21 protein-coding genes are annotated in these 24,467 nt (G+C 65.3%); 3 read left to right on the top strand and 18 right to left on the bottom strand.

The window, feature by feature from the left end; all coding sequences use genetic code 11:
- Nucleotides 1–39: 39 nt before the first annotated feature.
- Nucleotides 40–234 (bottom strand): 50S ribosomal protein L35, encoded by a 195-nt coding sequence (rpmI, locus tag QMK31_RS15205; RefSeq protein WP_092111710.1) that lies wholly within the window; start codon nt 232–234, stop codon nt 40–42.
- Nucleotides 227–886, bottom strand: a complete 660-nt coding sequence (gene infC, locus QMK31_RS15200) for a translation initiation factor IF-3 (RefSeq protein WP_502853325.1) — start codon at nt 884–886, stop codon at nt 227–229. The genes rpmI and infC overlap by 8 nt, the downstream gene beginning before the upstream one ends.
- Before the next feature lie 258 nt (nt 887–1,144).
- Here infC and QMK31_RS15195 point away from each other — a divergent pair, with 258 nt between their 5' ends.
- Nucleotides 1,145–1,510, top strand: coding sequence for a DUF1844 domain-containing protein (locus tag QMK31_RS15195; protein WP_283501781.1), 366 nt, complete (start codon nt 1,145–1,147; stop codon nt 1,508–1,510).
- 78 nt (nt 1,511–1,588) lie between these two features.
- On the opposite strand, the gene QMK31_RS15190 is transcribed toward QMK31_RS15195, so the two are convergent.
- From QMK31_RS15190 to QMK31_RS15155, 8 genes are all read right to left on the bottom strand, one after another.
- A complete protein-coding gene (locus QMK31_RS15190; protein ID WP_283501780.1) occupies nt 1,589–2,377 on the bottom strand; it encodes a DNA-formamidopyrimidine glycosylase family protein in 789 nt (262 codons plus the stop codon).
- Nucleotides 2,370–7,073 carry an ATP-dependent helicase gene (locus QMK31_RS15185; protein WP_283501779.1) on the bottom strand — a complete coding sequence of 1,568 codons (4,704 nt, stop codon included), beginning with the start codon at nt 7,071–7,073 and terminating at the stop codon, nt 2,370–2,372. Before QMK31_RS15185 ends, QMK31_RS15190 begins: the two co-directional genes overlap by 8 nt.
- A gap of 55 nt (nt 7,074–7,128) precedes the next feature.
- Nucleotides 7,129–7,998 (bottom strand): SseB family protein, encoded by an 870-nt coding sequence (locus QMK31_RS15180; RefSeq protein ID WP_283501778.1) that lies wholly within the window; start codon nt 7,996–7,998, stop codon nt 7,129–7,131.
- Nucleotides 7,998–8,744, bottom strand: coding sequence for a bifunctional 1-(5-phosphoribosyl)-5-((5-phosphoribosylamino)methylideneamino)imidazole-4-carboxamide isomerase/phosphoribosylanthranilate isomerase PriA (gene priA, locus QMK31_RS15175; protein ID WP_283501777.1), 747 nt, complete (start codon nt 8,742–8,744; stop codon nt 7,998–8,000). Before priA ends, QMK31_RS15180 begins: the two co-directional genes overlap by 1 nt.
- A 96-nt stretch (nt 8,745–8,840) precedes the next feature.
- Nucleotides 8,841–9,473, bottom strand: a complete 633-nt coding sequence (gene hisH, locus QMK31_RS15170; protein ID WP_283501776.1) for an imidazole glycerol phosphate synthase subunit HisH — start codon at nt 9,471–9,473, stop codon at nt 8,841–8,843.
- The gene (gene hisB / locus QMK31_RS15165) at nt 9,470–10,075 is read right to left on the bottom strand and encodes an imidazoleglycerol-phosphate dehydratase HisB (RefSeq protein WP_283501821.1); all 606 of its coding nucleotides are present in this window, start codon (nt 10,073–10,075) and stop codon (nt 9,470–9,472) included. Before hisB ends, hisH begins: the two co-directional genes overlap by 4 nt.
- A gap of 27 nt (nt 10,076–10,102) precedes the next feature.
- Entirely contained in the window at nt 10,103–11,245 is a 1,143-nt protein-coding gene (locus QMK31_RS15160; protein ID WP_283501775.1) for a histidinol-phosphate transaminase, read from the bottom strand.
- A 45-nt stretch (nt 11,246–11,290) separates the two neighbouring features.
- Nucleotides 11,291–11,725 (bottom strand): LysM peptidoglycan-binding domain-containing protein, encoded by a 435-nt coding sequence (locus QMK31_RS15155; RefSeq protein ID WP_283501774.1) that lies wholly within the window; start codon nt 11,723–11,725, stop codon nt 11,291–11,293.
- A 288-nt stretch (nt 11,726–12,013) separates the two neighbouring features.
- On the opposite strand from QMK31_RS15155, the gene lexA reads away from it, so the two are divergent.
- Nucleotides 12,014–12,721 (top strand): transcriptional repressor LexA, encoded by a 708-nt coding sequence (lexA, locus tag QMK31_RS15150; RefSeq protein ID WP_502853340.1) that lies wholly within the window; start codon nt 12,014–12,016, stop codon nt 12,719–12,721.
- A gap of 132 nt (nt 12,722–12,853) precedes the next feature.
- Here the strand turns inward: lexA and metE are convergent, their stop codons facing one another.
- From metE to hflX, 3 genes are all read right to left on the bottom strand, one after another.
- Nucleotides 12,854–15,193 carry a 5-methyltetrahydropteroyltriglutamate--homocysteine S-methyltransferase gene (metE, locus tag QMK31_RS15145; protein ID WP_283501772.1) on the bottom strand — a complete coding sequence of 780 codons (2,340 nt, stop codon included), beginning with the start codon at nt 15,191–15,193 and terminating at the stop codon, nt 12,854–12,856.
- Between the two features lie 91 nt (nt 15,194–15,284).
- Nucleotides 15,285–16,250, bottom strand: a complete 966-nt coding sequence (locus QMK31_RS15140) for a methylenetetrahydrofolate reductase (RefSeq protein ID WP_283501771.1) — start codon at nt 16,248–16,250, stop codon at nt 15,285–15,287.
- Nucleotides 16,251–16,473: 223 nt separating this feature from the next.
- A complete protein-coding gene (gene hflX / locus QMK31_RS15135) occupies nt 16,474–18,051 on the bottom strand; it encodes a GTPase HflX (protein WP_283501770.1) in 1,578 nt (525 codons plus the stop codon).
- 40 nt (nt 18,052–18,091) lie between these two features.
- Here hflX and QMK31_RS15130 point away from each other — a divergent pair, with 40 nt between their 5' ends.
- The gene (locus QMK31_RS15130; protein WP_283501769.1) at nt 18,092–18,700 is read left to right on the top strand and encodes a class I SAM-dependent methyltransferase; all 609 of its coding nucleotides are present in this window, start codon (nt 18,092–18,094) and stop codon (nt 18,698–18,700) included.
- Nucleotides 18,701–18,726: 26 nt separating this feature from the next.
- Here the strand turns inward: QMK31_RS15130 and dapF are convergent, their stop codons facing one another.
- The 5 genes from dapF to recA form a co-directional block, all read right to left on the bottom strand.
- Nucleotides 18,727–19,608 carry a diaminopimelate epimerase gene (gene dapF / locus QMK31_RS15125; RefSeq protein ID WP_283501768.1) on the bottom strand — a complete coding sequence of 294 codons (882 nt, stop codon included), beginning with the start codon at nt 19,606–19,608 and terminating at the stop codon, nt 18,727–18,729.
- 9 nt (nt 19,609–19,617) lie between these two features.
- Nucleotides 19,618–20,613: a tRNA (adenosine(37)-N6)-dimethylallyltransferase MiaA gene (gene miaA / locus QMK31_RS15120; RefSeq protein ID WP_283501767.1), complete on the bottom strand. Its 996-nt coding sequence runs from the start codon at nt 20,611–20,613 to the stop codon at nt 19,618–19,620.
- A 4-nt stretch (nt 20,614–20,617) separates the two neighbouring features.
- The gene (miaB, locus tag QMK31_RS15115) at nt 20,618–22,222 is read right to left on the bottom strand and encodes a tRNA (N6-isopentenyl adenosine(37)-C2)-methylthiotransferase MiaB (protein WP_283501766.1); all 1,605 of its coding nucleotides are present in this window, start codon (nt 22,220–22,222) and stop codon (nt 20,618–20,620) included.
- Nucleotides 22,223–22,272: 50 nt separating this feature from the next.
- Nucleotides 22,273–23,076 (bottom strand): regulatory protein RecX, encoded by an 804-nt coding sequence (locus QMK31_RS15110; protein ID WP_283501765.1) that lies wholly within the window; start codon nt 23,074–23,076, stop codon nt 22,273–22,275.
- A gap of 79 nt (nt 23,077–23,155) precedes the next feature.
- A complete protein-coding gene (gene recA / locus QMK31_RS15105) occupies nt 23,156–24,301 on the bottom strand; it encodes a recombinase RecA (RefSeq protein WP_283501764.1) in 1,146 nt (381 codons plus the stop codon).
- Nucleotides 24,302–24,467: the final 166 nt, after the last annotated feature.

The following is a 24,467-nucleotide window of genomic DNA, read 5'->3' as shown; positions in this document are numbered from 1 at the left end:
TCCTTATTCGTTGACGAGGCCTGTTACTGACCTAAAAAATTACAGACCGAGAAGCTTCTTGATGGTCTTCTGATCCGACTTAGCCAGCACCTGGTCCTGGTTCAAACGGGACTTGCGCTGCGTGCTCTTGACCTCGAGGTTGTGTCGAAGTCCGGCCTGCTGCTTCATGATCTTTCCGCTGCCGGTGACCTTGAAACGCTTCTTGGTTCCGGAGTGGGTCTTCATCTTAGGCATGTGGTTCCTCCTGTTTCGCTGCCTTGTCGGCAACCTTGTCGGCCTTATCGGCTACCTTGTCTGCCTTCTCGGCAGCCTTGTGGGCGTTGATCTCAGCCTTGGCTTCTGACTTGTTTTTCAACGGGCCAATCACCATGACCATGTTTCGACCGTCGATCATCGGAGTAGATTCCACGGAACCGTACTCGGCGACATCCTCGGCAAATTTTTGGAGCAGACGTACGCCCTGGTCGGGTCGGGACTGTTCGCGGCCACGAAAAAGAATCATGGCCTTGACCTTGTCACCGCTCTTCAGGAAGCCTTCGGCGCGTTTGCGCTTGGTCTCGTAGTCGTGCGTGTCAATCTTGAGACGAAAACGAACCTCCTTGAGGATCGTGTTCGCCTGGTTGCGCCTGGCCTCCTTGGCCTTCTGCGCAGCCTCGTACTTGAACTTGCCGTAGTCCATGATCTTGGCCACGGGCGGCTTGGCTTCGGGTGCAACTTCGACCAGGTCGAGGTCGGCATCCTGTGCCAGGCGCAGGGCAACATCAATCGCCACGACCCCGACCTGCTCGCCGTTGGGACCAACGAGACGAACTTCGGGGACGCGTATACGGTCATTTGTACGGGGATCGCTGATGCGTCTCTCCTCTTGGGTTAACTTCGTGGTCACAACCAGACAGCGGATACCGACCGGGGACGAAGAGAGAAAAATCACGCGTTGTCCAGGCCAACTTGTGCATCGGCCTGCATCACACATACACCCTGTCTACCCTCGCTCTGCCACCTTCCCGAAGGAGGTGATAACGCGACGGCGGAGTGCAATCTACCCGGTAACCTTGATGAAGCGGTATGCGCGGGTGGGAGATTCTCCACTTTCGTACCGAGACTATTGTCCCGGAACCGAAGATCAGCCTAGCAGAGGAATGCAGTGAGCCAAAGTTTTGAGAACGAAACGAGTTTTGAGCAGAATTCGGCACAAGCAACACGCGATATCGCCGAGGTGGCCGCGGTGGAGATCATCACAACGGCCGCAGTGCACCTCATGAGCGCGGCCGCCGTGAAGTGCGGACTCGCCGAAGACCCCGACGCCCAGATCGACCTCGACGAAGCCCGCAAGCTCATCACGGCTCTCGCCGGCCTCGTGACAGCCGCCGCGCCCGACATCGCCGACATGCACGCACGCAGCCTGCGTGACGGCCTGCGTTCCCTGCAGCTCGCCTTCCGCGAGGCGTCCTTCGTGCCAGACCCCATCGGCGAGGGCCCCGGCGAGAAGTACACCGGGCCGGTCAACTAGCCCATTTTTCGTCGAGCGGATGCTGCCGGTCACCCCGACCGGCGGCATCCGTTTTGCGTTGTCCGGCAGCGGCGCCAGTCAGGTCTGGCAGCGCGGACACCAGAAGGTGTTGCGCTGCTCGACTTCGCTGCGGCCCAGGGTGCTGCGTTGAATGCGGGCACCGCAGCGCCGGCACGCCTGACCACCTCGCCCGTAGACCCAGGTTTGGGCTCCGCGGCGCAGGTTACCGGTGGTTGTGCGTTCGTCGCGGTCCTTGTTGGCCACAAGCAGGCGCCGGGCCAGGCCCACGAGCCCGGGCACGTCGGTGACCTCGGCCATGGGCCGGGTCGGTAGCAGTCCGCGCAGAAAACAGAGCTCGTTGACGTAGACGTTTCCGAGCCCGGCCAGGTTTCGCTGGTCGGCGAGGGCCAGTATGACCGGTTGCTCGGGCCGGACAGCGAGGCGTGTGGCGGCCTCGGCGCTGTCGGCCGCGCTCCATTTGACGTCGAGCAGATCGGGCCCAAGATAACCGACCACCTCGGTCTCGGCCCGGGTCGGCACGAGCTCGAGCACACCGAGTTCGAAGCCGACGGCGATCCAGTCGGCCGTCTGCAGCACGATGCGTGCTTGGAAGGCCGGCCGCTGCCATCGTGTGTTTGGCCGGTAGAGGTGCCAGGCTCCCTCCATCTTGAGATGGGAGTGGATGCTCGTCTCGCCGACCCGGTGCAGCAGGTGTTTGCCGCGACTGATCACCTCGTGCACGGTCTGTCCGGTGAGGTCGACGGTAGCGAAAGCGGGTACCCGAATGTCACAGCCGGTCAGGATGCTGCCGTGCAGGGCCTGGTCGAGTGTGCGCGCCGTGCGGTAGACGGTATCGCCCTCAGGCACGCAGCCTCAGCCCTTTCGGTGTCTCGGTGAATCCGGCTGCGCGCAGAGCTAAGCCCAGGTCGGTGCCGATCACGAACACACCGTTGACTGTTTCCACCGCGATCTTTTGCACCCGGCCGGTGGCGACCAGGGCGGTCAGGCTCAGCGTGGCGGCCGCGAGCACCTCCTCATCCGTTTCAAAGGCAACCACGGTTTTGCCGCCACGCGCGACGTACAGCACGAGGGCACCGTCGACGAGCACGACGAGCGCACCCGCTTTGCGACCAGGGCGATGGGTGGTGTCGCCGGGTGGGGTCGGCCACGGCAGCGCGGCGCCGTATGCATTCGCCGGGTCGGTCGCGGCCAGGGCAACCGCGACCGGCGCAGCCTTCCGATCTGCACCAGCTTGGTCGGCTACCCCCGCGGCAAAGGTACGCAGCCGATCGATGGTGCCGCCGGTGGCGAACTGTGCCGCGCCGAGCCCCTCGATGAAATAGCCGCGTCGACAGCGTGCCATTTCTTCGAACCCGGTCAGCGTGCGGTAGACGAGGGAGAATCCGCCGATGACGCTCTCGGCCATCACCGCCCCACGAGTGACCACGCCATAACGTTCGAGCAGGGTCTCCCCCAGTGCGTGTGCGCGACGTGTTGGCGAGTCGTCGGCCACCGGCAGGATCGACCAGCGCCCCGAAACCGTGGCCGGACCGCTGCGGCTCGGCAGGTTTGGGCGCGGCATCGACCGCCCGCGATGCAGGCGCGCGCGCGGCACGGCCCGACTCTGCCGGTGGGCGGTATGGCCGCCAGCCAGAAGCGATCGCACCGGGGCGAAGGTGTCGTTGTTGATCAGACCGGCCCAGACCAGATCCCACAGCGCCTGCACCAGGCCGGCATCATCCTGGCTGCCGACGGCATCCGCCAATTGCCGGAAGAAGTAGGCACCACCGCTCCCCAGGGTCGCGAGGACCTCCTGCTGCAGGGGCGTCGTCTCGACATCGACGGGCAGTGGCAGGGTGAGCTGGGCGGTTTCGGCGAGGTGCAGGCTGACCCAGCCGTCGTTGCCGGCGAGCGTTCCGGCGCCCGCCCAGAGCACCTCCCCCGCGTTACTGAGTTCGTCGAGCATGCCCGGCTGGTAGTCACTCACCCGGGCGGGCAGAATGAGCGTCTCCCAGGCGGACGCCGGAATGCGCGCACCCTCCAACTGCTCGATGACGGATGCGACACCGTCGATTCCGCGCAGCTTGCCGCCCACGTGTTGCCATGCCGGAAGAAACCGGCCGATGGCCTGCTGGTCGACCGGTTCGACCTCGTGCCGCAGTGCCGCGAGGGAACGGCGGCGGAGGCGCCGCAGCACCTCGGCGTCGCACCATTCAAGGCCGCTGCCGTTCGGTCGGAATTCGCCAGCCACGATGCGTCGGGCGTCGGCGAGGCGGCCGAGGGCGATTTGTACGACGGCGATGCCCAACCCGAACCGGTCAGCGACGGCGCCGGTGGTGAACGGTCCGTGTGAGCGCGCGTACCGGCTCACCAGATCGCCGAGCGGATCAGCCACGGGTTCGGTGAACGCGGCGGACACCCCGATCGGCAGGGGAACTCCGAGAGCGTCGCGCAACCGGCTGGCGTCTTCGACCGCAGCCCAGCGCTGCTCACCTCCGATGCTCACGCGCACGGCGCGGCGCGCGGCAACGAGGCCCAGCAGTGCCTCCTCGGCGAGGAGGAGGCCGGGCAACTCGGGCGCAGGCAGCGACTCGGGCACTGGCAGCGACTCGGGCACTGGCGGCGACTCGGGCGCGGTTAGGAGCATCCGCTCGGCGACCTCGCTGGTGCTGAGTGGGCCGAGCGTGCGCAACAGATCGGCGGCGCCTTCTCTGCCCTTGGCCAGGTAGTCGGGCGCGAGCCGTTGCAGTTCCCGGTCGGTCTGGTCGATGACGGCGGGGTCGAGCAGTTCCCGCAGTTCGACCCGCCCGAGCAGTTCGGCCAGCAGGCTCGAGTCGATCGCGAGGGCCGTGGCCCGCCGCTCGGCCAGTGGGGTATCGCCCTCATACATGAAGGCGGCGACGTAGCCGAACAGGAGGGTACTCGCGAACGGGCTGGCGGTGTCGGTCGTGGTCTCGACCAGCCGCAGCTCCCGCGAGGCGATCTGTCGGGCCAGCGCAGCGAGCGCCGGCAGGTCATAGACGTCTTGTAGGCACTCGCGCAGGGTCTCGAGAATGATCGGAAAGGTGGGAAAGGTACGGGCAACGTCAAGCAGCTGCGCTGCCTTCTGCCGTTGCTGCCAGAGCGGCGAACGCGAACCCGGTTTGTACCGGGGCAGGAGCAGGGCCCGGGCGGCGCACTCACGAAACCGGGAGGCGAACAGCGCAGAGCCGCCGACCTCGTCGGTGACCAGCTGTTCGAGCTCGTCGGGGTCGAAGACGAACAGTTCAGCGCCGGGCGGTTCAGTTTCGGTGTCGGGGATGCGCACGACGATGCCGTCGTCGCTTGCGACACAGGAGCCGTCGATTCCGTAGCGTTCCCGCACCCGGGCACCGACGGCCAGCGCCCACGGTGCGTGTACCGGGGTGCCGAACGGGGAATGTAATACGACCCGCCAGTCCCCCAGCTCGTCGCGGAACCGTTCGACCACGAGGGTACGGTCAGTGGGCAGCTGGCCGGTGGCAGCACGCTGCTCGTCGAGGAAAGCCAGCAGGTTGCTGATCGCGCGTTCGTCGAGACCGCCCCCAGCGCATCGGGCTCTGGCTTCGACGGGTGGCAGGCTTCCGACCTCGCGCACGAAGGCACCGATGGCTCGGCCGAGTTCGGCCGGACGGCCGAGCCCGTCACCCTTCCAGAACGGCAGTCGCCCTGGCTGTCCGAAGGCTGGCACGACGAGCACCCGGTCGTGGGTGATCTCCTGGATGCGCCAGCTCGTGGTGCCGAGGGCGAACACATCGTTCACGCGTGACTCGTAGACCATCTCCTCGTCGAGTTCGCCGACGCGTTTGCCGGTGACCTGTTCGCCGCCAACCATGAAGACGCCGAACAGCCCGCGGTCGGGAATGGTGCCGCCGCTCGTGACGGCGAGCCGTTGCGCCCCGGGGCGGCCCGTGAGGGTGCCGGCTTCGCGATCCCAGACGATGCGCGGGCGCAGTTCGGCGAACTGGTCGGAGGGGTATCGGCCGGCGAGTAGGGCGAGGGTGGCCTCATAGGCGGACCGTGGCAGGGTCGCGAACGGCGCGCTGCGCCTCAGGGTGTCAAACCACGTCTCCACGTCGATCGGTTCAAGCGCGCAGGCCGCCACGGTCTGCTGGGCCAGGATGTCGAGAGGGTTGGTGGGCACCCGCAGGGATTCGATCGCACCGGCCACCATGCGCTCGGCGGCGACGGCGGCGTGGATGAGGTCGGCCCGATGCTTGGGGTAGATCACCCCGCGCGAAATCTCACCGACCTGGTGTCCGGCCCGGCCGAGCCGCTGCAGTCCGCTCGACACCGACGGCGGTGATTCCACCTGCACAACCAGGTCGACGGCACCCATATCGATGCCGAGCTCGAGGCTCGACGTGGCGACGACACAGCGCAGCCGTCCCGATTTTAGATCGTCTTCAATGAGCGACCGCTGTTCTTTGCTGACCGAGCCGTGATGCGCGCGCGCCAGTAGCGGTTCAGTGCCAGCGCTCTGGCCGCTCGCGCCCATCAGCTCAGCCGGCGCACGAACTGCTGGCGTTGCGCCCGCCGTGCTGAGTTCTGTCGGCGACTCATGCACCAGCGCCCCTACCAGAGCGGATGCCTCCGCCCCGGCCAGCCGTTCAGCATAGATTTCGTTGAACCGGGCGGTGAGCCGTTCGGTGAGCCGTCGGGAATTCGCGAAGACGATGCTCGAGGAATGGGCGAGCACCTCATCGACGATGGCCTCCTCGACGTGCGGCCATATCGACCCGGTCTGTGGAGCCGCTGCCGACGTGACGCCTTCGCGTTGCGGCACTGGCCCGAGGTCGCTCATATCATCGACCGGAACGACAACCCGCAGGTCGAAGCGTTTCAACGCGGGCGGTGCCACGATCTGCACGGGGGCAGCTCCGCCGAGAAACCGAGCCACTTCACTCTGCGGCCGCACGGTAGCGGACAACCCGATGCGCTGGGCTGGGTGGCTGAGCAGGGCATCGAGTCGTTCCAACGAGACGGCCAGGTGGGCACCGCGCTTGCTCGCCGCCACCGCGTGCACCTCATCGATGATGACGGTCTGTACCCCCCGCAGCGATTCGCGGGCCGCCGAGGTCAGCATGAGAAAGAGCGACTCCGGAGTGGTGATGAGGATATCGGGCGGCGAGGTGACCATTTTGCGCCGGTCGGCGGCAGGGGTGTCTCCCGAGCGCACACCGACAGAGACGTGCGGCGGCTCCAAACCCAGACGTTGGGCAAAGCGGCTGATTCCCACCAGGGGCGCGGTGAGGTTGCGTTCCACATCGACCCCGAGGGCCTTGAGCGGTGATATATACAAGACGCGAGTACTGGGCACGCGAGCGCCTGGTGCGACCTCCGGTGCAGAGTCTGTCGCCAGCCGGTCAATCGCCCACAGAAAGGCAGCGAGGGTCTTGCCTGATCCGGTCGGTGCCACGACGAGGGCGTGCGAGCCCTGCGAAATGGCATTCCACGCGCCCAGTTGCGCGGCGGTCGGCGCGGTGAACGACTCGGTGAACCAGGCCCGAGCGGCCGGGGAGAAACGATCGAGAACGTCGGTCATACCGACATTCTCACCTGAACCACCGACAGCGAGCTCAACACGCCAGAATCTTCCGTTACGCCGACGCGACGAGTTTGACGCGCAACGAGTCAACGCCGGTCGTGATGATCTCATTCTCCGACCACCGAATGCCAAGCCGGCTCAGAATCGCGTCGAGATCGGCCTGGGTGAGCCCGTCGACCAGCTCGAGCTGCACCACGAGTTCGGGGCCGTCGAGCCGTGCCAGTGGGTCACCGGCGGAGAGCGCGACGGTCAGCACCGACAGTTCCGTCTCGATCGATGTTCTGAAGGCGTCGGCGACCTGGCTGCTGGCATAACTCGGTGTCCACGGCAGGGATTGCGCGATCGCCCACAGGGCCGGGCGCCGGATGACGAATTCATCGGGCGAGGTGGGATCGAGCACGACGAGGTCGGTGTCTTCTTGCGCGGCGGCCAGGGCGACGCGTACGGCATCCGCTGGAACAGGCCGGGCAAGGGGGTTCCACGCCGTCATGGCGGCGGTTGAGGAGAAGGCGGGCAGCACGGTGCGGCCGTCGGGGCCGGCCACGGTGATGATCGACAATTCCTGCGTTTTGTCGATCGTTTGGCCGCGCGCGTTCAGTGCTGCCTCCCCGAGCATGGTGACCAGCGGAATCAGCAGGCGGGCACCGCGGATGGCGTCGACGACGCTTTCTTCGCCGACCTCGCGGGCCTGAAAGCGCGCGAGGGCTGCGGCGAGGGCCACGGGAGCAGCCCCGTCATCGCCGGCGTCGAGGTTCGCCTCGAATTCTCGGCCGGCCCAGGGCTGCCCGGCCGAATCGGCCAGCTCGTTCGGCTCACCAGGCTGGCCCGGCGAGCTCGGCTGGCCCGGCGAATTAGGCTGGCCCAGCGAACCGGGCCGCCCAGAGGGATCGCCCGTGGAGCCGAGGTTACGCGCCCTGGCCATTAGGATCCCGAGACGTCCAGCGCCTCGGCCAGGGTGAACGCGCCCGCATAGAGCGCTTTGCCCACGATGGCGCCTTCCAGGCCCAGAGGCACGAGTTTGCGCAGCGCGTCGATGTCATCGAGGCTGGAAATGCCACCGGAGGCGATGACCGGCTTGCGCGTGCGGTCCAGCACCTGGCGCAACAGCTCGATGTTCGGGCCCTGCAGGGTGCCATCCTTGGTGACGTCGGTCACCACGTAGCGGGCACAGCCGGCCGCTTCGAGGCGTTCGAGTACCTGCCACAGGTCTCCACCGTCCTTGGTCCAGCCTCGCGCGGCGAGCGTCGTGCCGCGCACGTCGAGGCCGACAGCCACAGCTTCGCCATATTGCGCGATCACGCTGGCCGCCCATTCCGGGTTTTCGAGTGCCGCGGTGCCGAGGTTGATGCGTTTCACGCCCGTGGTGAGCGCCGCTTCGAGCGATTCGTCATCGCGGATGCCGCCGGAGAGTTCGATGTTGACGCCCTTGACCTGACGAATGACCTTTTTGATCACGCCGGTGTTGTTGCCCCGGCCGAACGCCGCGTCGAGGTCGACGAGATGAATCCATTCGGCTCCCTGCCTGGCCCAGTCGGCAGCAGCGTCGACGGGGTCACCGTAGTTCGTTTCCGTGCCGGCCTCGCCCTGCGTCAGGCGAACTGCCTTGCCGCCGGCCACATCGACGGCGGGCAGGAGGACGAGCCTCGGTGTCTTGTTGAACTCGCTCATTGGTGTCCTCGATTGGTGCGGCCGCATGATGCGGCCGGTTATTCATGGCGGGTGCCGGTACGGATGATAAGGATTCTGAAGTCTAGGCGCGCATGGCTAGTGGCGCAGTGTGCCGATCCAGTTCTTCAATAAGCGGATGCCCGCCTCCCCCGATTTTTCCGGGTGAAACTGGGTGGCGCAGAGCGGCCCGTTTTCGATTGCTGCCAGGAACGGCGCTCCGTGTTCAGCCCAGGTCAAGCGCGGTTCGGGAAACGGCGGCATGACCTCGAGCGTCCAGGTCTGGGCAGCGTAGGAGTGTACGAAGTAGAAGCGTTCCTCTTCGATTCCGCGAAAGAGCTCAGAGCCCGGCGCACTCTTGACGTTGTTCCAGCCCATGTGCGGCAGGATCGTTGCCGGCAGCTCGGTGACGGTTCCGGGCCATTCGCCGAGGCCCTCGGTGTCGACGCCACGCTCGACACCGTGTTCAAACATCACCTGCATCCCGACGCAGATGCCCAGCACCGGGCGGTCACCGGCCAAACGCCGATCGACGATCTCGTCACCGCGCACCGCTGTGAGGGCCTGCATCACGGCGCTGAAAGCACCGACACCGGGCACGACGAGACCGTCGGCTTCCAGGGCGATTTTGCGGTCACTCGTTAGGGTCACGTCAGCGCCGGCCAGTTCAAGCGCCTTGACCGCGGAGTGCACATTGCCGGTTCCGTAGTCGAAGACGACGACCCGGGTCACAGAGCACCCTTGGTCGACGGAATGCCACGCACGAGCGGGTCGAGCGCCTTCGCGAGGCGGAACGCACGGGCGAAGGCTTTGAACTCGGCTTCGGCGATGTGGTGGGGGTCGCGGCCGCCGAGCAGGGTGACGTGCACGGTCAAACCAGCGTGAAAGGTGATGGCTTCGAAGACGTGACGAACCATGGAACCCGTGAAGTGGCCGCCGATGAGGTGGAATTCGAATCCGGCCGGTTCGCCGGTGTGCACGAGATAGGGCCGGCCGGAGATATCGACGACAGCCTGGGCGAGAGCTTCGTCGAGCGGCACGAGGGCGTCACCGTAGCGGGAGATGCCCGACTTGTCGCCGAGGGCCTGACGGATCGCCTGGCCGAGCACGATTCCCACGTCTTCGACGGTGTGGTGCACATCGATGTCGATGTCACCGGAGGCACGCACGGTGAGATCGGTCAGCGAATGTTTGGCAAAAGCGGTCAGTAGGTGGTCGTAGAACGGCACCGAGGTGTGGATGTCGCTGACGCCGGTGCCATCGAGGTTCAACGAGAGGTCAATGCTGGATTCACTCGTCTCCCGTTGCAGGTGTGCGACGCGGGGCGTGGAAATACCGTCAGTTGAGCTCATAGGGCTAGCTTATTCGGCTCGGGCCGACTCGGTTTGACCGGGCCGATCCGTTCGTCCCACCCTGGCCAGGGCGTCCAAGAACAAAGAGGTCTCCTTCTCGGTACCAGCCGTCACCCGCAAGTGGCCGGGAATACCGACGTCGCGGATGAGGATCCCCTCAGCGAGCAACGATTTGAAGGTCTCCTGCGGGTCGGCGACTCCTCCGAACAAGACGAAGTTGCTCCAGCTGCGGTGTGGGGCATAGCCCAAACGGGCCAGTTCAACCATGAGGCGGTCGCGCTGTCGACGAATGTCGTCGACCATCGCGAGCATCTCGGCGCTGTGTGCCAGGGCGGCGTTGGCCGCGGCCTGAGTCAGAGCGGAGAGGTGGTACGGCAGACGCACCAGGCGGAGGGCATCGGTCACCGCCGGGTCTGCCGCCAGATAGCCCACGCGCGCACCGGCGAAGGCGAAGGCCTTGCTCATCGTGCGCGAGACGAGCAGGCGTTCCCGACCCGGCAGCAGGGTGAGCGCACTGGGGGTGCCGACGGGTGCGAATTCGGCGTAGGCCTCATCGACGACGACGATGCCGTCGGTCGCGTCGTAGGCGGCGGCGATCGTCTCGAGTGAAAGAGGGGTGCCGGTGGGGTTGTTGGGGGAACACAGAAAGATGATGTTGGGGTTCGTTCGCGTGATTTCGCGCACGGCGGTGGCGGGCGACAGCTCGTAGTCGGCGTCCCTGGCACCCGGAATCCAGGTGGTGTCAGTTCCCGACGCGAGGATGGAATACATCGAATAGGTGGGTGCGAAGCCGAGCAGGGTGCGTCCGGGGCCTCCGAACGCCTGAAGCACCTGCTGGAGCACTTCGTTGGAGCCGTTAGCCGCCCAGATATTATCGGCACTAAGGCTGCTATTGGCACCGAGCTCGTCGCCGAGGTACCGCGCGAGCGCCTCGCGCAGGGCGGTGAATTCGCGGTCCGGGTACCGATTAACCGAGCGGATGGCCTCGGCCAGGCCGGCGAGGATGTCGCGGGCGACCGCCTCTGGAATGGGGTGCGTGTTCTCGTTGACGTTCAGGGCCACCGGCACGTGCAGCTGCGGAGCACCATACGGGGTCAGGCCTTGCAGGTTGGTGCGGAGCGGAAGATCATCGAGGCTGGTCACACTCTCCATGCTACGACCCTGCGAAAGGTCCATGGCTCCTCTGTCTTTGACGAATCAGGAGTCAGCGGGGATTTCCAGTCGCTGCCCTGGCTGCAGCGTTTCAACGGAGAGGGCGTTCAGTCGTTTGATATCAGCGACCACGTCGCGCGGGTCCGCGGACGGCGAGATCTCTTCGGCGAGGTCCCACAGGGTCTGGCCGGGTTCGACCGTGATGAATCGGGCGGAACCAACGTCGGTCGGTGAGTAGGCCAGGGTGGCAACGATTCCAGAGTCGGTCGTATACGACATGAGGTCGACACCCGTGGCCGAGTCCGACGCGCCGGCCGCTCCCCCGTTGATGGCGAAGCCCACGGCACCGAGCACGAGCGGAACGGCAGCGAGGGTCGTGAGTACCGCTCGCCCACGACGGGTGAGGCGAAGTCGGGTGACTGGCGCTGGGGTGGCCTGAACGTCGTCACGAGGTACTGGGTGTGCAAATGCTGTGGTCATGTCAAACCTCCAGGGTTGGCGGGCTGCGAGTCTCGTATCCGGCCGTCGGCCGGGAGGGCGGGATACGAAACTATGTTCCGAATATAACTTCGAACAATCGAACATGCAAGCTCTTTCTGGTTTTCGCCCGGAATTTCACGCGACACACTCGAATAAGTGTTTGTTTCAAGGCGGAGAACTGGATAAACTTTCGATAGAACAATTGCTTGATTTACACTCAACCAGACACCACCGACATTCCCGCGAAGCACGATTTCAGGCCGGGCGGGACCGACTCCAGAAGGGCAGATCGTGACACAAGACACCGGCGCTCCCCGCGACAAGGGCGGCACTCGTCGCCGCAAGAGTTTGAGCCAACGCCAGCTCGCTATTCTCGACGTGATCCAGCGTTCGGTGAGCTCGCGCGGCTACCCGCCGAGCATGCGTGAGATCGGTGACGCGGTCGGACTCGCCTCGCTGTCAAGCGTGACCCACCAGCTCAACCAGCTCGAGCTCAGCGGCTACCTGCGCCGCGACCCGAATCGTCCACGGGCACTCGAAGTGCTCATCGAGATCCAGCGCGCCCCCGAAGACGTCGGCACCGGCGACCAGGACAGCTTTCATCCGGGTGTGCAGGTCGGCGATGCGGCGATGGTTCCTCTGGTCGGTCGAATTGCTGCCGGCATCCCGATCACGGCCGACCAGCAGATCGATGAAATTTTTCCACTGCCTCGCCAACTTGTGGGCCAGGGCGAACTGTTCATGCTCAAGGTCGTCGGTGAGTCAATGATCGACGCTGCGATTTGTGACGGCGACTGGGTCGTCGTGCGGCAACAGAAGACCGCGGAGAATGGTGAGATCGTGGCGGCCATGCTCGACAACGAGGCCACCGTCAAGGTGTTGCGTAAGCGAGACGGCCACACTTGGCTACTTCCGCGCAACAGCAATTTCGAACCAATCGTCGGCGACTTTGCCGACATCCTCGGCAAAGTCGTCGCGGTGTTGCGCTCGGTCTAGTCCATGTTCGGTCCCCACGCTGCACACCTCGGTGCGAATTAAGGGCTCAGTACCGTACGAGACGGGCCCGACCACCAACCGGTGATCGGGCCCGTCATCTCCCGAGGTAATAACCGGGGATTGGCGATGGCGCTACGCGTCGACCCTGACGCCGCGGCGTTCGCGAACCAGCCGCGTCGCGGCGAGCATGTTGTGCAGCGACTGCACGGTCTCGCCGTAGCCGCGTGTCTTGAGCCCGCAGTCCGGGTTCACCCACACCTGGCGTTCGGGAATGGACTCCAGGGCGGTGTCGAGCAGGGTCGTCAACTCCTCAACGCTCGGCACCCGGGGCGAGTGGATGTCATAGATGCCGGCGCCGATGCCGTGGTCGAACCCGCCGGCCTCGATCTCACGCACCACTTCCATGCGCGACCGGGCCGCTTCGATGCTCGTCACGTCGGCGTCGAGGTTTCGGATGGCTTCAATGACGACGCCGAATTCGGAGTAGCACAGGTGCGTGTGGATCTGGGTCGCATCCGCTACCCCGGCCGTGGCGAGCCGGAACGAACCGACCGACCAGTCCAGGTAGCCGGCATGGTCCTTCTTCTTCAGCGGCAGCAGCTCGCGCAGGGCTGGCTCATCGACCTGAACGATCTTGATGCCGGCGGCCTCGAGGTCGCCGATCTCATCCCGCAAGGCGAGGGCCACCTGGCGGGCCGTTTCACCGAGCGGCTGGTCGTCGCGCACGAAAGACCAGGCCAGGATGGTTACCGGCCCCGTGAGCATGCCCTTCACCGGCTTCTCCGTGAGGCTCTGCGTGTACACGGACCAGTCCACCGTGATCGGCGCCACTCGCGACACGTCACCCCACAGAATGGACGGCCGGGTGCAGCGGCTGCCGTAGGACTGCACCCAGCCGTTCTCGGTCACGGCGAACCCGTCGAGGTTTTCCGCGAAGTACTGCACCATGTCGTTGCGTTCGGGTTCGCCGTGCACGAGCACGTCGAGTCCGATCTCTTCCTGCAGGGCAACGACACGGCCTATCTCGGCGCGCATCAGGTCGCGGTAGTCGTCGGCGCTGAGTGCGCCTTTGACAAACTGTGCGCGTGCCCGGCGAATATCGGCGGTCTGCGGGAACGATCCGATCGTGGTCGTCGGCAGCGACGGCAGCTGCAGCGCCGCATCCTGGGCGATCAGGCGATCGGCGTAGGCCCCGCGGGTGAAGTCAGCGTCGGTCAGTGCGGCGGTACGGGTGCGCACGACACCGTCGCGCACGCCCGGAGCGCTGTGCCTGGCCGCCAGGGCGGCCTCGGCCTCGGCCAGCGGCGCCGCAATGGCGTCACGGCCGGCGGTGAGACCCAGCGCGAGGGTCGCGACCTGGCCGACCTTCTGGTCGGCAAAAGCGAGCCAGCGCTTGAGCGCGTCAGGCAACGACGTTTCATCCTGCACATCGTGTGGCACGTGCAACAGCGACGTTGAGGTAGACACGGTGACGGAGTCCGACAGCGCGCGTACGCTCTCGGCGACCTCGAAGGCACCGGCCAGGTCGCTGCGCCAGATGTTGTGCCCGTCGATGACTCCGGCGACGAGGGTCTTACCGGCCAGCCCGGGTACCGCCAGGGGCAAGGTTCCCCGCACCAGGTCGAGACCGATCGCGTCGACGGCTGTGGCGGCCAGCACCGGCAGGGCGTCATCGAGGCTGCCGTACGGTGCAGCGACGAACAGTGCCGGCCGTTCGGTCAGTTGGCCAAGTACCCCATAAGCGGATGCGACGGCCGCGAGCGTGCGTGCGCGCGGTACGTCGATGGATTCGCTGACCAGGCCCGGCTCGTCGAGCTGCACCCACTCGACGCCGGCATCCGCCAGCCGGGTCAGCAGCGCAGCGTAGACGGGAAGGAGATCGTCGAGTCGGGAAAGCGGCGAGAACCCGGCCGGTGCGTCGTCGCTGGCCTTGCTGAGCAGCAGGAAGGTGACCGGGCCCACGAGCACCGGACGGGTGAGGAATCCCGCCGCCTTTGCCTCGACGAATTCGCGTACGATACGGTCACCGGCGAGCGAGAACACTGTCTCGGGACCGATCTCGGGCACGAGGTAGTGGTAATTCGAATCGAACCACTTGGTCATTTCCAGCGGCAGGTTCTCGCCCTCGCCGCGGGCCAGGGTGAAGTATCCGGCGAGGTCGAGGGTTCCGTCGGCGGCAACGAGCGAGGCGAACCGGTCCGGAATCGCTCCGACGGCGACGATGGTGTCGAGCACCTGGTCGTAGTACGAGAACGACTCGGGGATCGAGGAGTCCGTCTGCCCCAGACCGAGTTCGACGAGCCGATCACGAGTGTCGGCGCGAAGCCCGGCGGCAACGCCTTCGAGATCGGCGGCGTTGATCGTGCCAGACCAGAAGGCTTCAACGGCCTTCTTCAGCTCCCGTCGTCGCCCGATGCGTGGGTAACCGAGGATGGTGCCGGTGGGAAAGGCGGGGGATACAGAAATGGGCATGGTGATTCCTTCACTGGAGCAATAGCGGCTTGAATGGTCGGAAAAGACAAACGTGATGAGGGTGGGCCTGCGCCTTGAGCTCGCGCGAGGCCTAGGGCATGGCGGCGGGCACCCGGAGCGCCCCACACCCCTCAAGAACCAACAGCACGGTCTCGTGCTGGTTGAAAGCGTAGAGGTGGAGGCCGGGGGCACCGCCAGCGAGAACGTCCCGTCCGAGGCGCACGGCGTAGTCGATGCCGATCCGCCGCTGTCCCTCCTCGGTCGGTTCGACCTCGAGCTCGATTGATAGTTCGGCCGGCAGTTTCTCCCCGGAGAGCTGCAGAATGCGACGCAACCGATTCGGGCTGGTCACGGGCATGATTCCGGGAAGAATGGGAAAGAGCACCCCGGCAGAACGCGCCCGCTGGATGAAGCTGAGGTAATCGTCAGCGTGGAAGAACAGCTGGGTGATCGCGAGGTTGGCACCAGCGGCTTGTTTAGCCAGCAGAGTGTCGATGTCCTGCGCGACCGACCGCGAGTTGGGGTGGCCGTTTGGGAAGGCCGCGACACCGATGCGCACCCGGCTGCGTTTGGTTTTCAGCCCGCGGGCGGCGGGCAGGCCGGGAATCACGGTCTCGATGTACGGCACCCGTTCGGTCTGCACCCGGTGAATGAGCTGCACCAGCTCGCCGGCGCTGTGCAGGTCGCCGAGGAAGGTGGTGTCGCCTTCAGCCGCTCCCTGCGGTGCGTCGCCGCGAATGGCGAGAAAGCTGCGGATACCGGCATCGAGGAACTCACGAATGAGCCGGCTGGTCTCAGCGTGCGAGGAGCCGACGCAGGTGAGGTGCGCCATCGCATCCACTGACGTGTGGTCCCTGATGTAACGCAGCACATCGAGCGAGGAGTTGCGCGAGGAGCCGTTGGCACCGTAGGTGACGGAGATGAAGTCGGGGCCGGCTGCGGCGAGGTGGTCAATGGTGCGCGTCAGAGCGGATGCTGCCGCTACCGATTTCGGCGGATACACCTCAAACGAGAACGCCGGGCGGTTGTTACACGCGGAAATCCCTGTCGCGGTCATGGTCCCTCATTCGGCATAAGCGGTACAGCGGTGGTGGCCGGGCGGCCGCGGACACCGCCAGCTAGCTGGCGGTTCTTCGCGGGCGGATGCCGGGCTCGGCTGTCGCTCCATGCCGGGGAATGAATTCCGTCGGCAACGATTGATTAGACACTAACAACACCGACGCCGCTGTGCACGAATGTGACACTTCGTGTCATCCGGGCGGCCTCCAGTGGGTCAGTCCCTAGGTGGAGACCGCGGGGAGAATGACGAACGGGGCGAATTGCGGCTCGATCTCGGGAGTGACGAACGCGCTCACGTGCGTGCCGGCTTCCACATAATCGGTGGCTTCGATGCGCCCCTGATCGTGCAGCACCGCGATGAGATCACCGCGGTCGTAGGGAATGAGAAGATCCAGTTCGATCTGCGGCGTCGGCAGGAGCAACGCCACTGCGGCCAGCACAGTCTCGATGCCCTCACCGCTGCGGGCCGACACGAACGTCGCCTTCGGTTCGAGGCCGCGCAGCACGAGCCGGTCGTCGTCGCTGATCAGGTCGCTCTTGTTGAAGACGACCAGTTCGGGAATGTCGCGGGCGCCGACCTCGGAGATGACGTCGCGCACGGTGGCGAGTTGCGCGACCGGGTCGGGGTGGGATCCATCGACGACGTGCACGATGACGTCGGCGTCAGCGACTTCTTCGAGGGTTGAGCGAAAGGCTTCCACCAGTTGGTGCGGCAGGTTGCGCACGAAGCCGACCGTGTCGGTGAGGGTATAGAGGCGGCCGTCGGCGGTCGTCGACTTGCGCACGGTGGCGTCGAGGGTAGCGAACAGGGAATTCTCGACGAGCACTCCGGCCTTGGTAATGCGGTTGAGCAGGCTGGACTTGCCGGCGTTGGTGTACCCGACAATGGCCACGGACGGCACGGCGTTGCGCTTGCGGTTGGCGCGTTTGGCCTCGCGAGCGGGCTTCATCTCGACCATCTGCTTGCGCAGTTTGGACATCCGGGTATGGATGCGGCGACGGTCGAGTTCGATCTTGGTCTCACCGGGGCCGCGCGAGCCCATTCCGGCTCCGGTGCCACCAACCTGGCCACCCGCCTGGCGGGACATCGAGTCGCCCCAGCCTCGCAGACGCGGCAGCATGTACGCCATCTGGGCGAGTTCCACCTGTGCCTTGCCCTCACGGCTCTTGGCGTGCTGGCTGAAGATGTCGAGAATCACGGCGGTACGATCGATGACCTTGACCTTGACCACGTCCTCGAGGGCACGTCGCTGGCTGGGCGCCAGTTCGGTGTCGGCAATGACGGTGTCGGCACCGAGCGCCTTCACGATGTCGGCGACTTCCTGGGCCTTGCCCTTTCCGAGGTAGGTGCTCGGGTCGGGGGTGGCCCGACGCTGCAGCAGCCCGTCGAGCACGGTGGCCCCGGCGGTTTCAGCGAGGGCGGCGAGTTCGCGCATGGAGTTCTCGGCGTCGTCGACGGTGCCGTGGGTATACACGCCCACCAGCACGACGTTTTCCAGACGCAGCTGCCGGTATTCGACCTCGGTGACGTCTTCAAGTTCGGTGGAAAGCCCGCCGACGCGGCGCAGGGCGTTGCGGTCGGCACGCTCAGACTGGTCGCCATCGTGCTCGCTGCCGTCATATCCGCCCGAAGCCTGATCTTGCAGGGCCTGCGCCGAACCGCTGCGAAATAGGGAGTAACCGGCAGCCTTGCTGTCGGCGCTGGCCAACACTCGCGCGACAACATCGTCTGCGTCGAGTGCTTCTGCACCTGAGTTTTCTACCGCGTCGTTGCCCGAGGGCGCCGTTGGATCATTCATCCCATTAACCTTAGTTCAACGAAGTTGAAAGGTTCCTCCTATGTCGTCCGACCACTATTTTTCTCCGGCGCCCGGCACCGTACTGAAAACCCGCCAGATCACGGTGCAGTTGCACGGGCAGGACCGTGAGCTGACGACCGCCAATTCGGTGTTCAGCCCTGCCCACATTGACGGTGGAACCGAGGTGCTGCTCAAGTACGCGCCCGAGCCGCCGCTGACCGGTCACTTTCTCGACCTCGGCTGCGGCTGGGGCCCGATCGCGTTGCACCTCGCCATGGCATCCCCCGAGGCCACGATCTGGGCCGTCGACGTGAACGAGCGGGCACTCGACCTCGTGCGCACCAACGCCGCCGCCCTCGGCCTGACCAACATCAACGCTGTGCTCGCCGCCGATGTGCCCGCAGATATCTCGTTTCGCACCATCTGGTCGAACCCGCCCATTCGCGTCGGCAAGGACGAGCTGCACGGCCTCATGCAGACCTGGCTTCCCCGCCTTGAGTCCGAAGCGGATGCCTGGCTCGTCGTGCAGCGTAACCTCGGCTCGGACTCGCTCCAGCGTTGGCTCGCCGCCGAACTCCCGGCCAACTTCGAAACCACCCGTGAGGCCATCAGCAAGGGATTCCGGGTACTGGCAGTACACCGCAACTAACGGCACTCACCCAAAAACAGCGGGTGCTATCCGAGGTTCAGAACCCCGTCAAAAACAAGCTCTGCCGGCCCCGACAACGAGACGTGCTCGCCATCCTCAGCCGGAAACATCCGCACCCCGAGCACACCACCGGGAAGCTCGACCCGCCACTGGTGTGGCGCCGACTTTCCGGCCCAGTGCCGCGTGGCCAGGGCCGCTGCCGCGGCACCGGTGCCGCACGACAGGGTTTCTCCGCTCCCGCGTTCGTGCACCCGCATGCGGAACCGTCCGATGCTGTTGACGACGAGCGGGTCATTGGGCACAACGAATTCGATATTCACGCCACCGGTCGGTTCGGGGTCGAGCTGCGGAATGAAAGTGAGGTCGGCGGCATCGAGTTCGTCATCGTCGGCCAGCGCCACGACGGTGTGCGGGTTGCCCACATTGATGCCGAGTCCCGGACGCGCTACGGGAAGATTCTTGGTGCGCACGAGCGGTTCGGTGCCGTCGAGCTTCCACCGGCCGAGGTCGACCTGAAAACCCGACGCGTTGCGCTGCACGTCGCGCACACCACCGCGGGTTCCGATCGTCAGGGTGTCGCCGGGCAGTAGCTCGGCGAGGTCGTTCTCAATCAAGAATTTGGCATAGACCCGGATGCCGTTTCCGCACATTTCCGAGACGGTTCCGTCGGCGTTCCAGTAGTCCATGAACCACTCGGCAGCGTCATCTTCAGCAAGAGCCGCCGCGCCGTCCGGCAGGTTCTTACTGCGCACCGCACGGATGATGCCATCGGCTCCGACGCCGAACTTTCGGTCGCAAACCGCGCGAATCTGAGCCGGGGTGAGCTCCATCGTGCCGTTTGGATCAGCAAACAGCACGAAGTCGTTTCCCGTGCCGTGGCCCTTGGTGAAGTTCAAAGTGATGCCCATGCCGCCAGTTTACGGTGCAGCAGCTGGGAGGATTTGCGGCGCGGCGTTGGGCGCACCGCCCCGGTCCACGTGTGCCAGGGCTTCTTCGACGCGGTCCGGCGCATCCGATTCGATCCAGTGCGTGTGGGCGTAACGCTTGAACCAGCTCACCTGACGGCGAGCATAGCGGCGGGTGAGCTGCTGGGTCGCCTCTATGGCCTCCGCCGCGCTGAGAGTGCCGTGCACCTGCCCGAGCGCCTGGGCATAGCCGATCGCGCGGCTCGCGGTCACACCGTTCTCGATGCCCGCCGCAAGCAGGTCTCTGGCTTCGTCAACTATGCCAGCCGCCCACATCCGCTCTACCCGCGCGTTGAGCCGGGGGGTGAGTCGCTCGCGCGGCGTGCGCAGACCGAGCAGTACGCTGGGACGCCAGTACACCGGCTCGTCCGGGAGAGCAGCGAGGTGCGGGGCGCCGGTGAGCTCGACGATCTCAAGCGCTCGAACGAGACGGCGCCCATTGCTCGGGCCGATCCGCAGAGCGGCCCGTGGGTCGACGGCCTGCAGCTGGGAATACATCAGGCCCGGTCCCATTTGCCGGAGTTCGGCTTCGAGTCTGCCCCGCAATATTGGATCGGTGCCGGGGAATTGAAAGTCGAACACAACCGACGAAACGTAGAGACCCGAGCCGCCGACCAGGATGGGGACGGCCCCGCGAGCGAGGATTTCGGTGATGACAGTGCGGGCATCCATCTGGTAGTTGCTGACGGTGGCCTCGTCGGTCACCTCGAGTACATCGAGCAGGTGGTGAGGAATGCCGCGGCGATCGGTGAGGGTCAGTTTGGCCGTGCCGATGTCCATACCGCGGTAGAGCTGCATGGCGTCGGCGTTGACGATCTCGGCCGGCTGTCCGCGCTCGATGAGCCGTTCAGCCAGGTCCAGGGACAGTTCCGACTTGCCGGTGCCGGTCGATCCGACAATGGCGATCAGCACCACTGCCTCGGGCGATGCTGCTGGTTCAGACGACAAGCGCCTAGCGCTCGTTGTCGTTCACGTCGTAGATGGGGATGGTGGTCGCGCCACTCTCAAACCGCAGGCCGATCGTCGGCAGGCCGAGCGAAACCGGACCGGTACCCCCAGACGCAGCACCGTGGGTGGGAACGCCGCAGGATTCCGCTTCCATGCGGTCCCAGGCGTCGCCGGCTCTGGTCGAGCGGATGCGCAGGGGCGCTGCTGTGGTCGAGTCGGCGATGAGGTGAAATGGTGCCGCCTGGGTGACGACGACAGTGACCATATCGCCCGGCCGGGGGCGAGCCGAACCGGCCGGAACATCGAAGTGCACGAGTCGACTGTCGGGGGCTCGCCCGCTGAGGCGGTGGGTGTCGTTGTCTTTGCGCCCGCCGTTGGCGACGAGCAGTTCGACCTCACGGCCAATCATCGCCTGGTTCTCCTCGAGGGAAATACGCTCCTGCAGGGCCGCAAGCCGCTCGTAGCGGTCTTGCACGATGGTCTTGGGGATCTGGTCGGGCATCGTCGCGGCTGGGGTACCCGGACGAATGGAGTACTGGAAGGTGAACGCGGTCGCGAACCTGGCCTGTTCGACGACCCGCAAAGTCTCCTGAAAATCTTCCTCGGTTTCGCCGGGGAAACCAACGATGATGTCGGTACTGATGGCAGCGTTCGGCATCTGAGCACGCACCCGGTCGAGAATTCCGAGGAACTTCGCTCCACGGTAGGACCGACGCATCGCCTTGAGGACGCGATCGGACCCGGACTGGAGCGGCATGTGCAGCTGCGGCATGACGGCGGGCGTTTCGGCCATGGCGTCGATGACGTCGTCGGTGAACGCGGCCGGGTGCGGGCTGGTGAAGCGGATGCGCTCCAGCCCCTCGATCTTTCCGGCCGCGCGCAGCAGCTTGCCGAAGGCAAGGCGGTCGCCGAACTCGACCCCGTAGGAGTTGACGTTCTGGCCGAGCAGGGTGACCTCGATGGCGCCGTCGTCGACGAGCGCCTGGATCTCGGCGAGGATCTCACCAGGACGGCGGTCTTTCTCCTTGCCCCGCAGCGCTGGCACGATGCAGAAGGTGCAGGTGTTGTTGCAGCCGACCGAGATGGAGACCCAGCCGCTGTAGCTGGAGTCACGCTTGGTGGGCAGGGTGGAAGGGAACGTCTCGAGGGATTCGAGAATCTCGACCTGGGCCTCACCGTTATGCCTGGCCCGCTCGAGCAGACTGGGCAGGGAACCCATGTTGTGGGTGCCGAAGACCACGTCGACCCACGGCGCCTTCTCGAGGATGGTCGTTTTGTCCTTCTGGGCGAGGCAGCCGCCGACGGCGATCTGCATACCGGCGTGCTTGCGCTTGACCGAGGCGAGGTAGCCGAGGTTTCCGTAGAGCTTGTTGTCGGCGTTCTCACGCACCGCGCAGGTGTTGATCACGACGATGTCGGCCTCGTCACCGTTAGCCGAGACATAGCCAGCGGCTTCGAGTGAACCGCTCAGGCGTTCGGAGTCGTGTACGTTCATCTGGCAGCCGAAGGTGCGCACCTCGTAGGTGCGCGCGCGCCCCGACTCGTCGATCGCGGCTACCGAGGGGTTGATCACGGTTCGGCGGGCTTGTTCGGGGGCGACAATACTCATAGTGGATTTAGTTTACGCGAGCAATTCGGTGTGCGGGCCGTGTGCCAGCTTTAGCGGAATCGAACGCGGGAGGCGGCACCGCCACCGCGGCTGGCCATGGCCGCCTTGACAGCCAGCCGGACCGCTGCTGAGCTGTAGCCCTTGCGCATGAGAAAGCCGGTGAGACGACGGTCGATGGTCTGGTCGTCGAAGCGTTCCATCTGTCCGATCCGTTTGGTGGCCAGGTCGATGGCGCGTTCCGCTTCGTCGTCGGGGAGTTCCTCGAGCTTGTCGAGCATGACACTCGGGTCGAGCTTGCGTCGACGCATTTCGGCTTCGACGCCGGTACGGCCGAGGCCCTTGCGCACGTTGTGGCTGTGGATGATCTGATCGGCGAGCTTGCCCTCGTCGAGGTACTCCAGCTGGATGAATTTCTCGATGATCTCACTCGCTTCGCCCGAGTCGACGCCGGTGGCATTCAACACCAGCACAGCCTCTACCGTGGACAGGGAGCGGCCGCGTAGCCGGTGCAGCAGCACCTTCTCGGCCCGCTCCCGCTGATCGAGCGCATCGGCCGCGGCGACAGTCTGGTCGCCTTCGAGATCGCCGCCATCCGGCTCGAGCTCGGCTTCTTTTGCGGCAGCAGCAGCGTCGGACTCCGCCGCGGCCTTACTGGCAACTGCCGCTGAGAACCGATCGACCCGGGTCGAAGCGACTTCGAGCGAGGCGGCTCCGGGCAAGACTGCTCCGGGCGAGGCGGTTTCAAGCGGCGAGCGACGTTTCATTCCCGGTACTGCACCGTGCAGGTAGGTCACGGGAGCCAAATCGGCGTCTGGGCGTTCCGCTGCTTCATCCAGGGGTTCGAAGTGCACCATTCCCGTGACCTGCCTTTCACTGCGTTGCTGTGCTGTGCTGTGCTGAAATGAACTGTGCCGTGCGGCCTGTGCCGCCCGGTTAGGCAGTCTTGCGGGCAGCCGGAGCCTTGGCGACGACCGGGCCGCCGGCGAGAAGAGCGGCGGTGTCCGCCTCGGCCTTGGCCTTCGTCTCGGCCTCCAAGGCAACAGCGGCAGCGGCCTTTTCGGCGGCCTTGGCCGCGATGCCTTCGGGGCCGACGCCGAGCTTGATCAAGATTTTGCGTTCGATCTCGTTGGCCATCTCGGGGTTCTTCATCAGGAAGTTGCGCGAGTTCTCTTTGCCCTGGCCGAGCTGGTCGCCGTCGTAGGTGTACCAGGCACCGGACTTCTTGACAATGCCCTGGTCAACACCAAAGTCGATGAGGCTGCCCTCGCGGGAGATACCGATGCCGTACATGATGTCGAACTCCGCCTGTTTGAAGGGCGGCGCCATTTTGTTCTTGACGACCTTGACCCGAGTACGGTTACCGATGGCATCCGTGCCGTCTTTGAGGGTTTCGATGCGACGAATGTCGAGGCGCACCGAGGCGTAGAACTTGAGGGCCTTACCGCCCGAGGTGGTCTCAGGGCTGCCGAAGAACACCCCGATCTTCTCGCGCAACTGGTTGATGAAGATCATGGTCGTGTTGGTCTGGCTCAGGCCACCGGTGAGCTTGCGCAGGGCCTGGGACATAAGGCGGGCCTGGAGCCCGACGTGGGAATCACCCATCTCACCTTCGATCTCGGCACGCGGAACGAGTGCGGCAACGGAGTCGACGACGATGAGGTCGATAGACCCGCTTCGCACAAGCATGTCGGCGATTTCAAGGGCCTGCTCACCGGTGTCGGGCTGAGAGACGAGGAGAGCGTCGATGTCGACGCCAAGCTTCTTGGCATATTCCGGGTCGAGGGCGTGCTCGGCGTCGATGAAGGCGGCAATGCCGCCGTTCTTCTGCGCGTTGGCGATGGCGTGCAGGGTGAGCGTGGTCTTTCCTGAGGATTCCGGACCGTAGATCTCCACGATGCGACCACGCGGCAAGCCGCCTATGCCCAGTGCGACGTCGAGAGCCACCGAACCGGTCGAAATGGTTTCAACGGGGGCGCGTTCGTCGCTGCCGAGGCGCATGACCGATCCCTTGCCGAACTGACGGTCGATTTGAGCGAGGGCGGTTTCGAGGGCTTTCTCGCGGTTCGCTTGTGATGCCATGATCGTGATCTCCTAGGTTCTGCACGGTCGGTATTTCGATGTGTGCATGGTGGCGCCTATAGGCTGTCGGCCCGGGTATCGGGAAGACCCCGATGCCTGTTTCGACAAGGCAATCGCTGACTTTCTCTAACAACTGCGACTGTACGCCGCACCTCCGACACTGGCC

This window comes from Cryobacterium sp. PH31-O1 (assembly GCF_030063455.1).
Classification (GTDB): Bacteria; Actinomycetota; Actinomycetes; order Actinomycetales; family Microbacteriaceae; genus Cryobacterium.
Note: the sequence above shows the minus strand (reverse complement) of the source record. Positions and strands in the feature narration are given on the sequence as shown.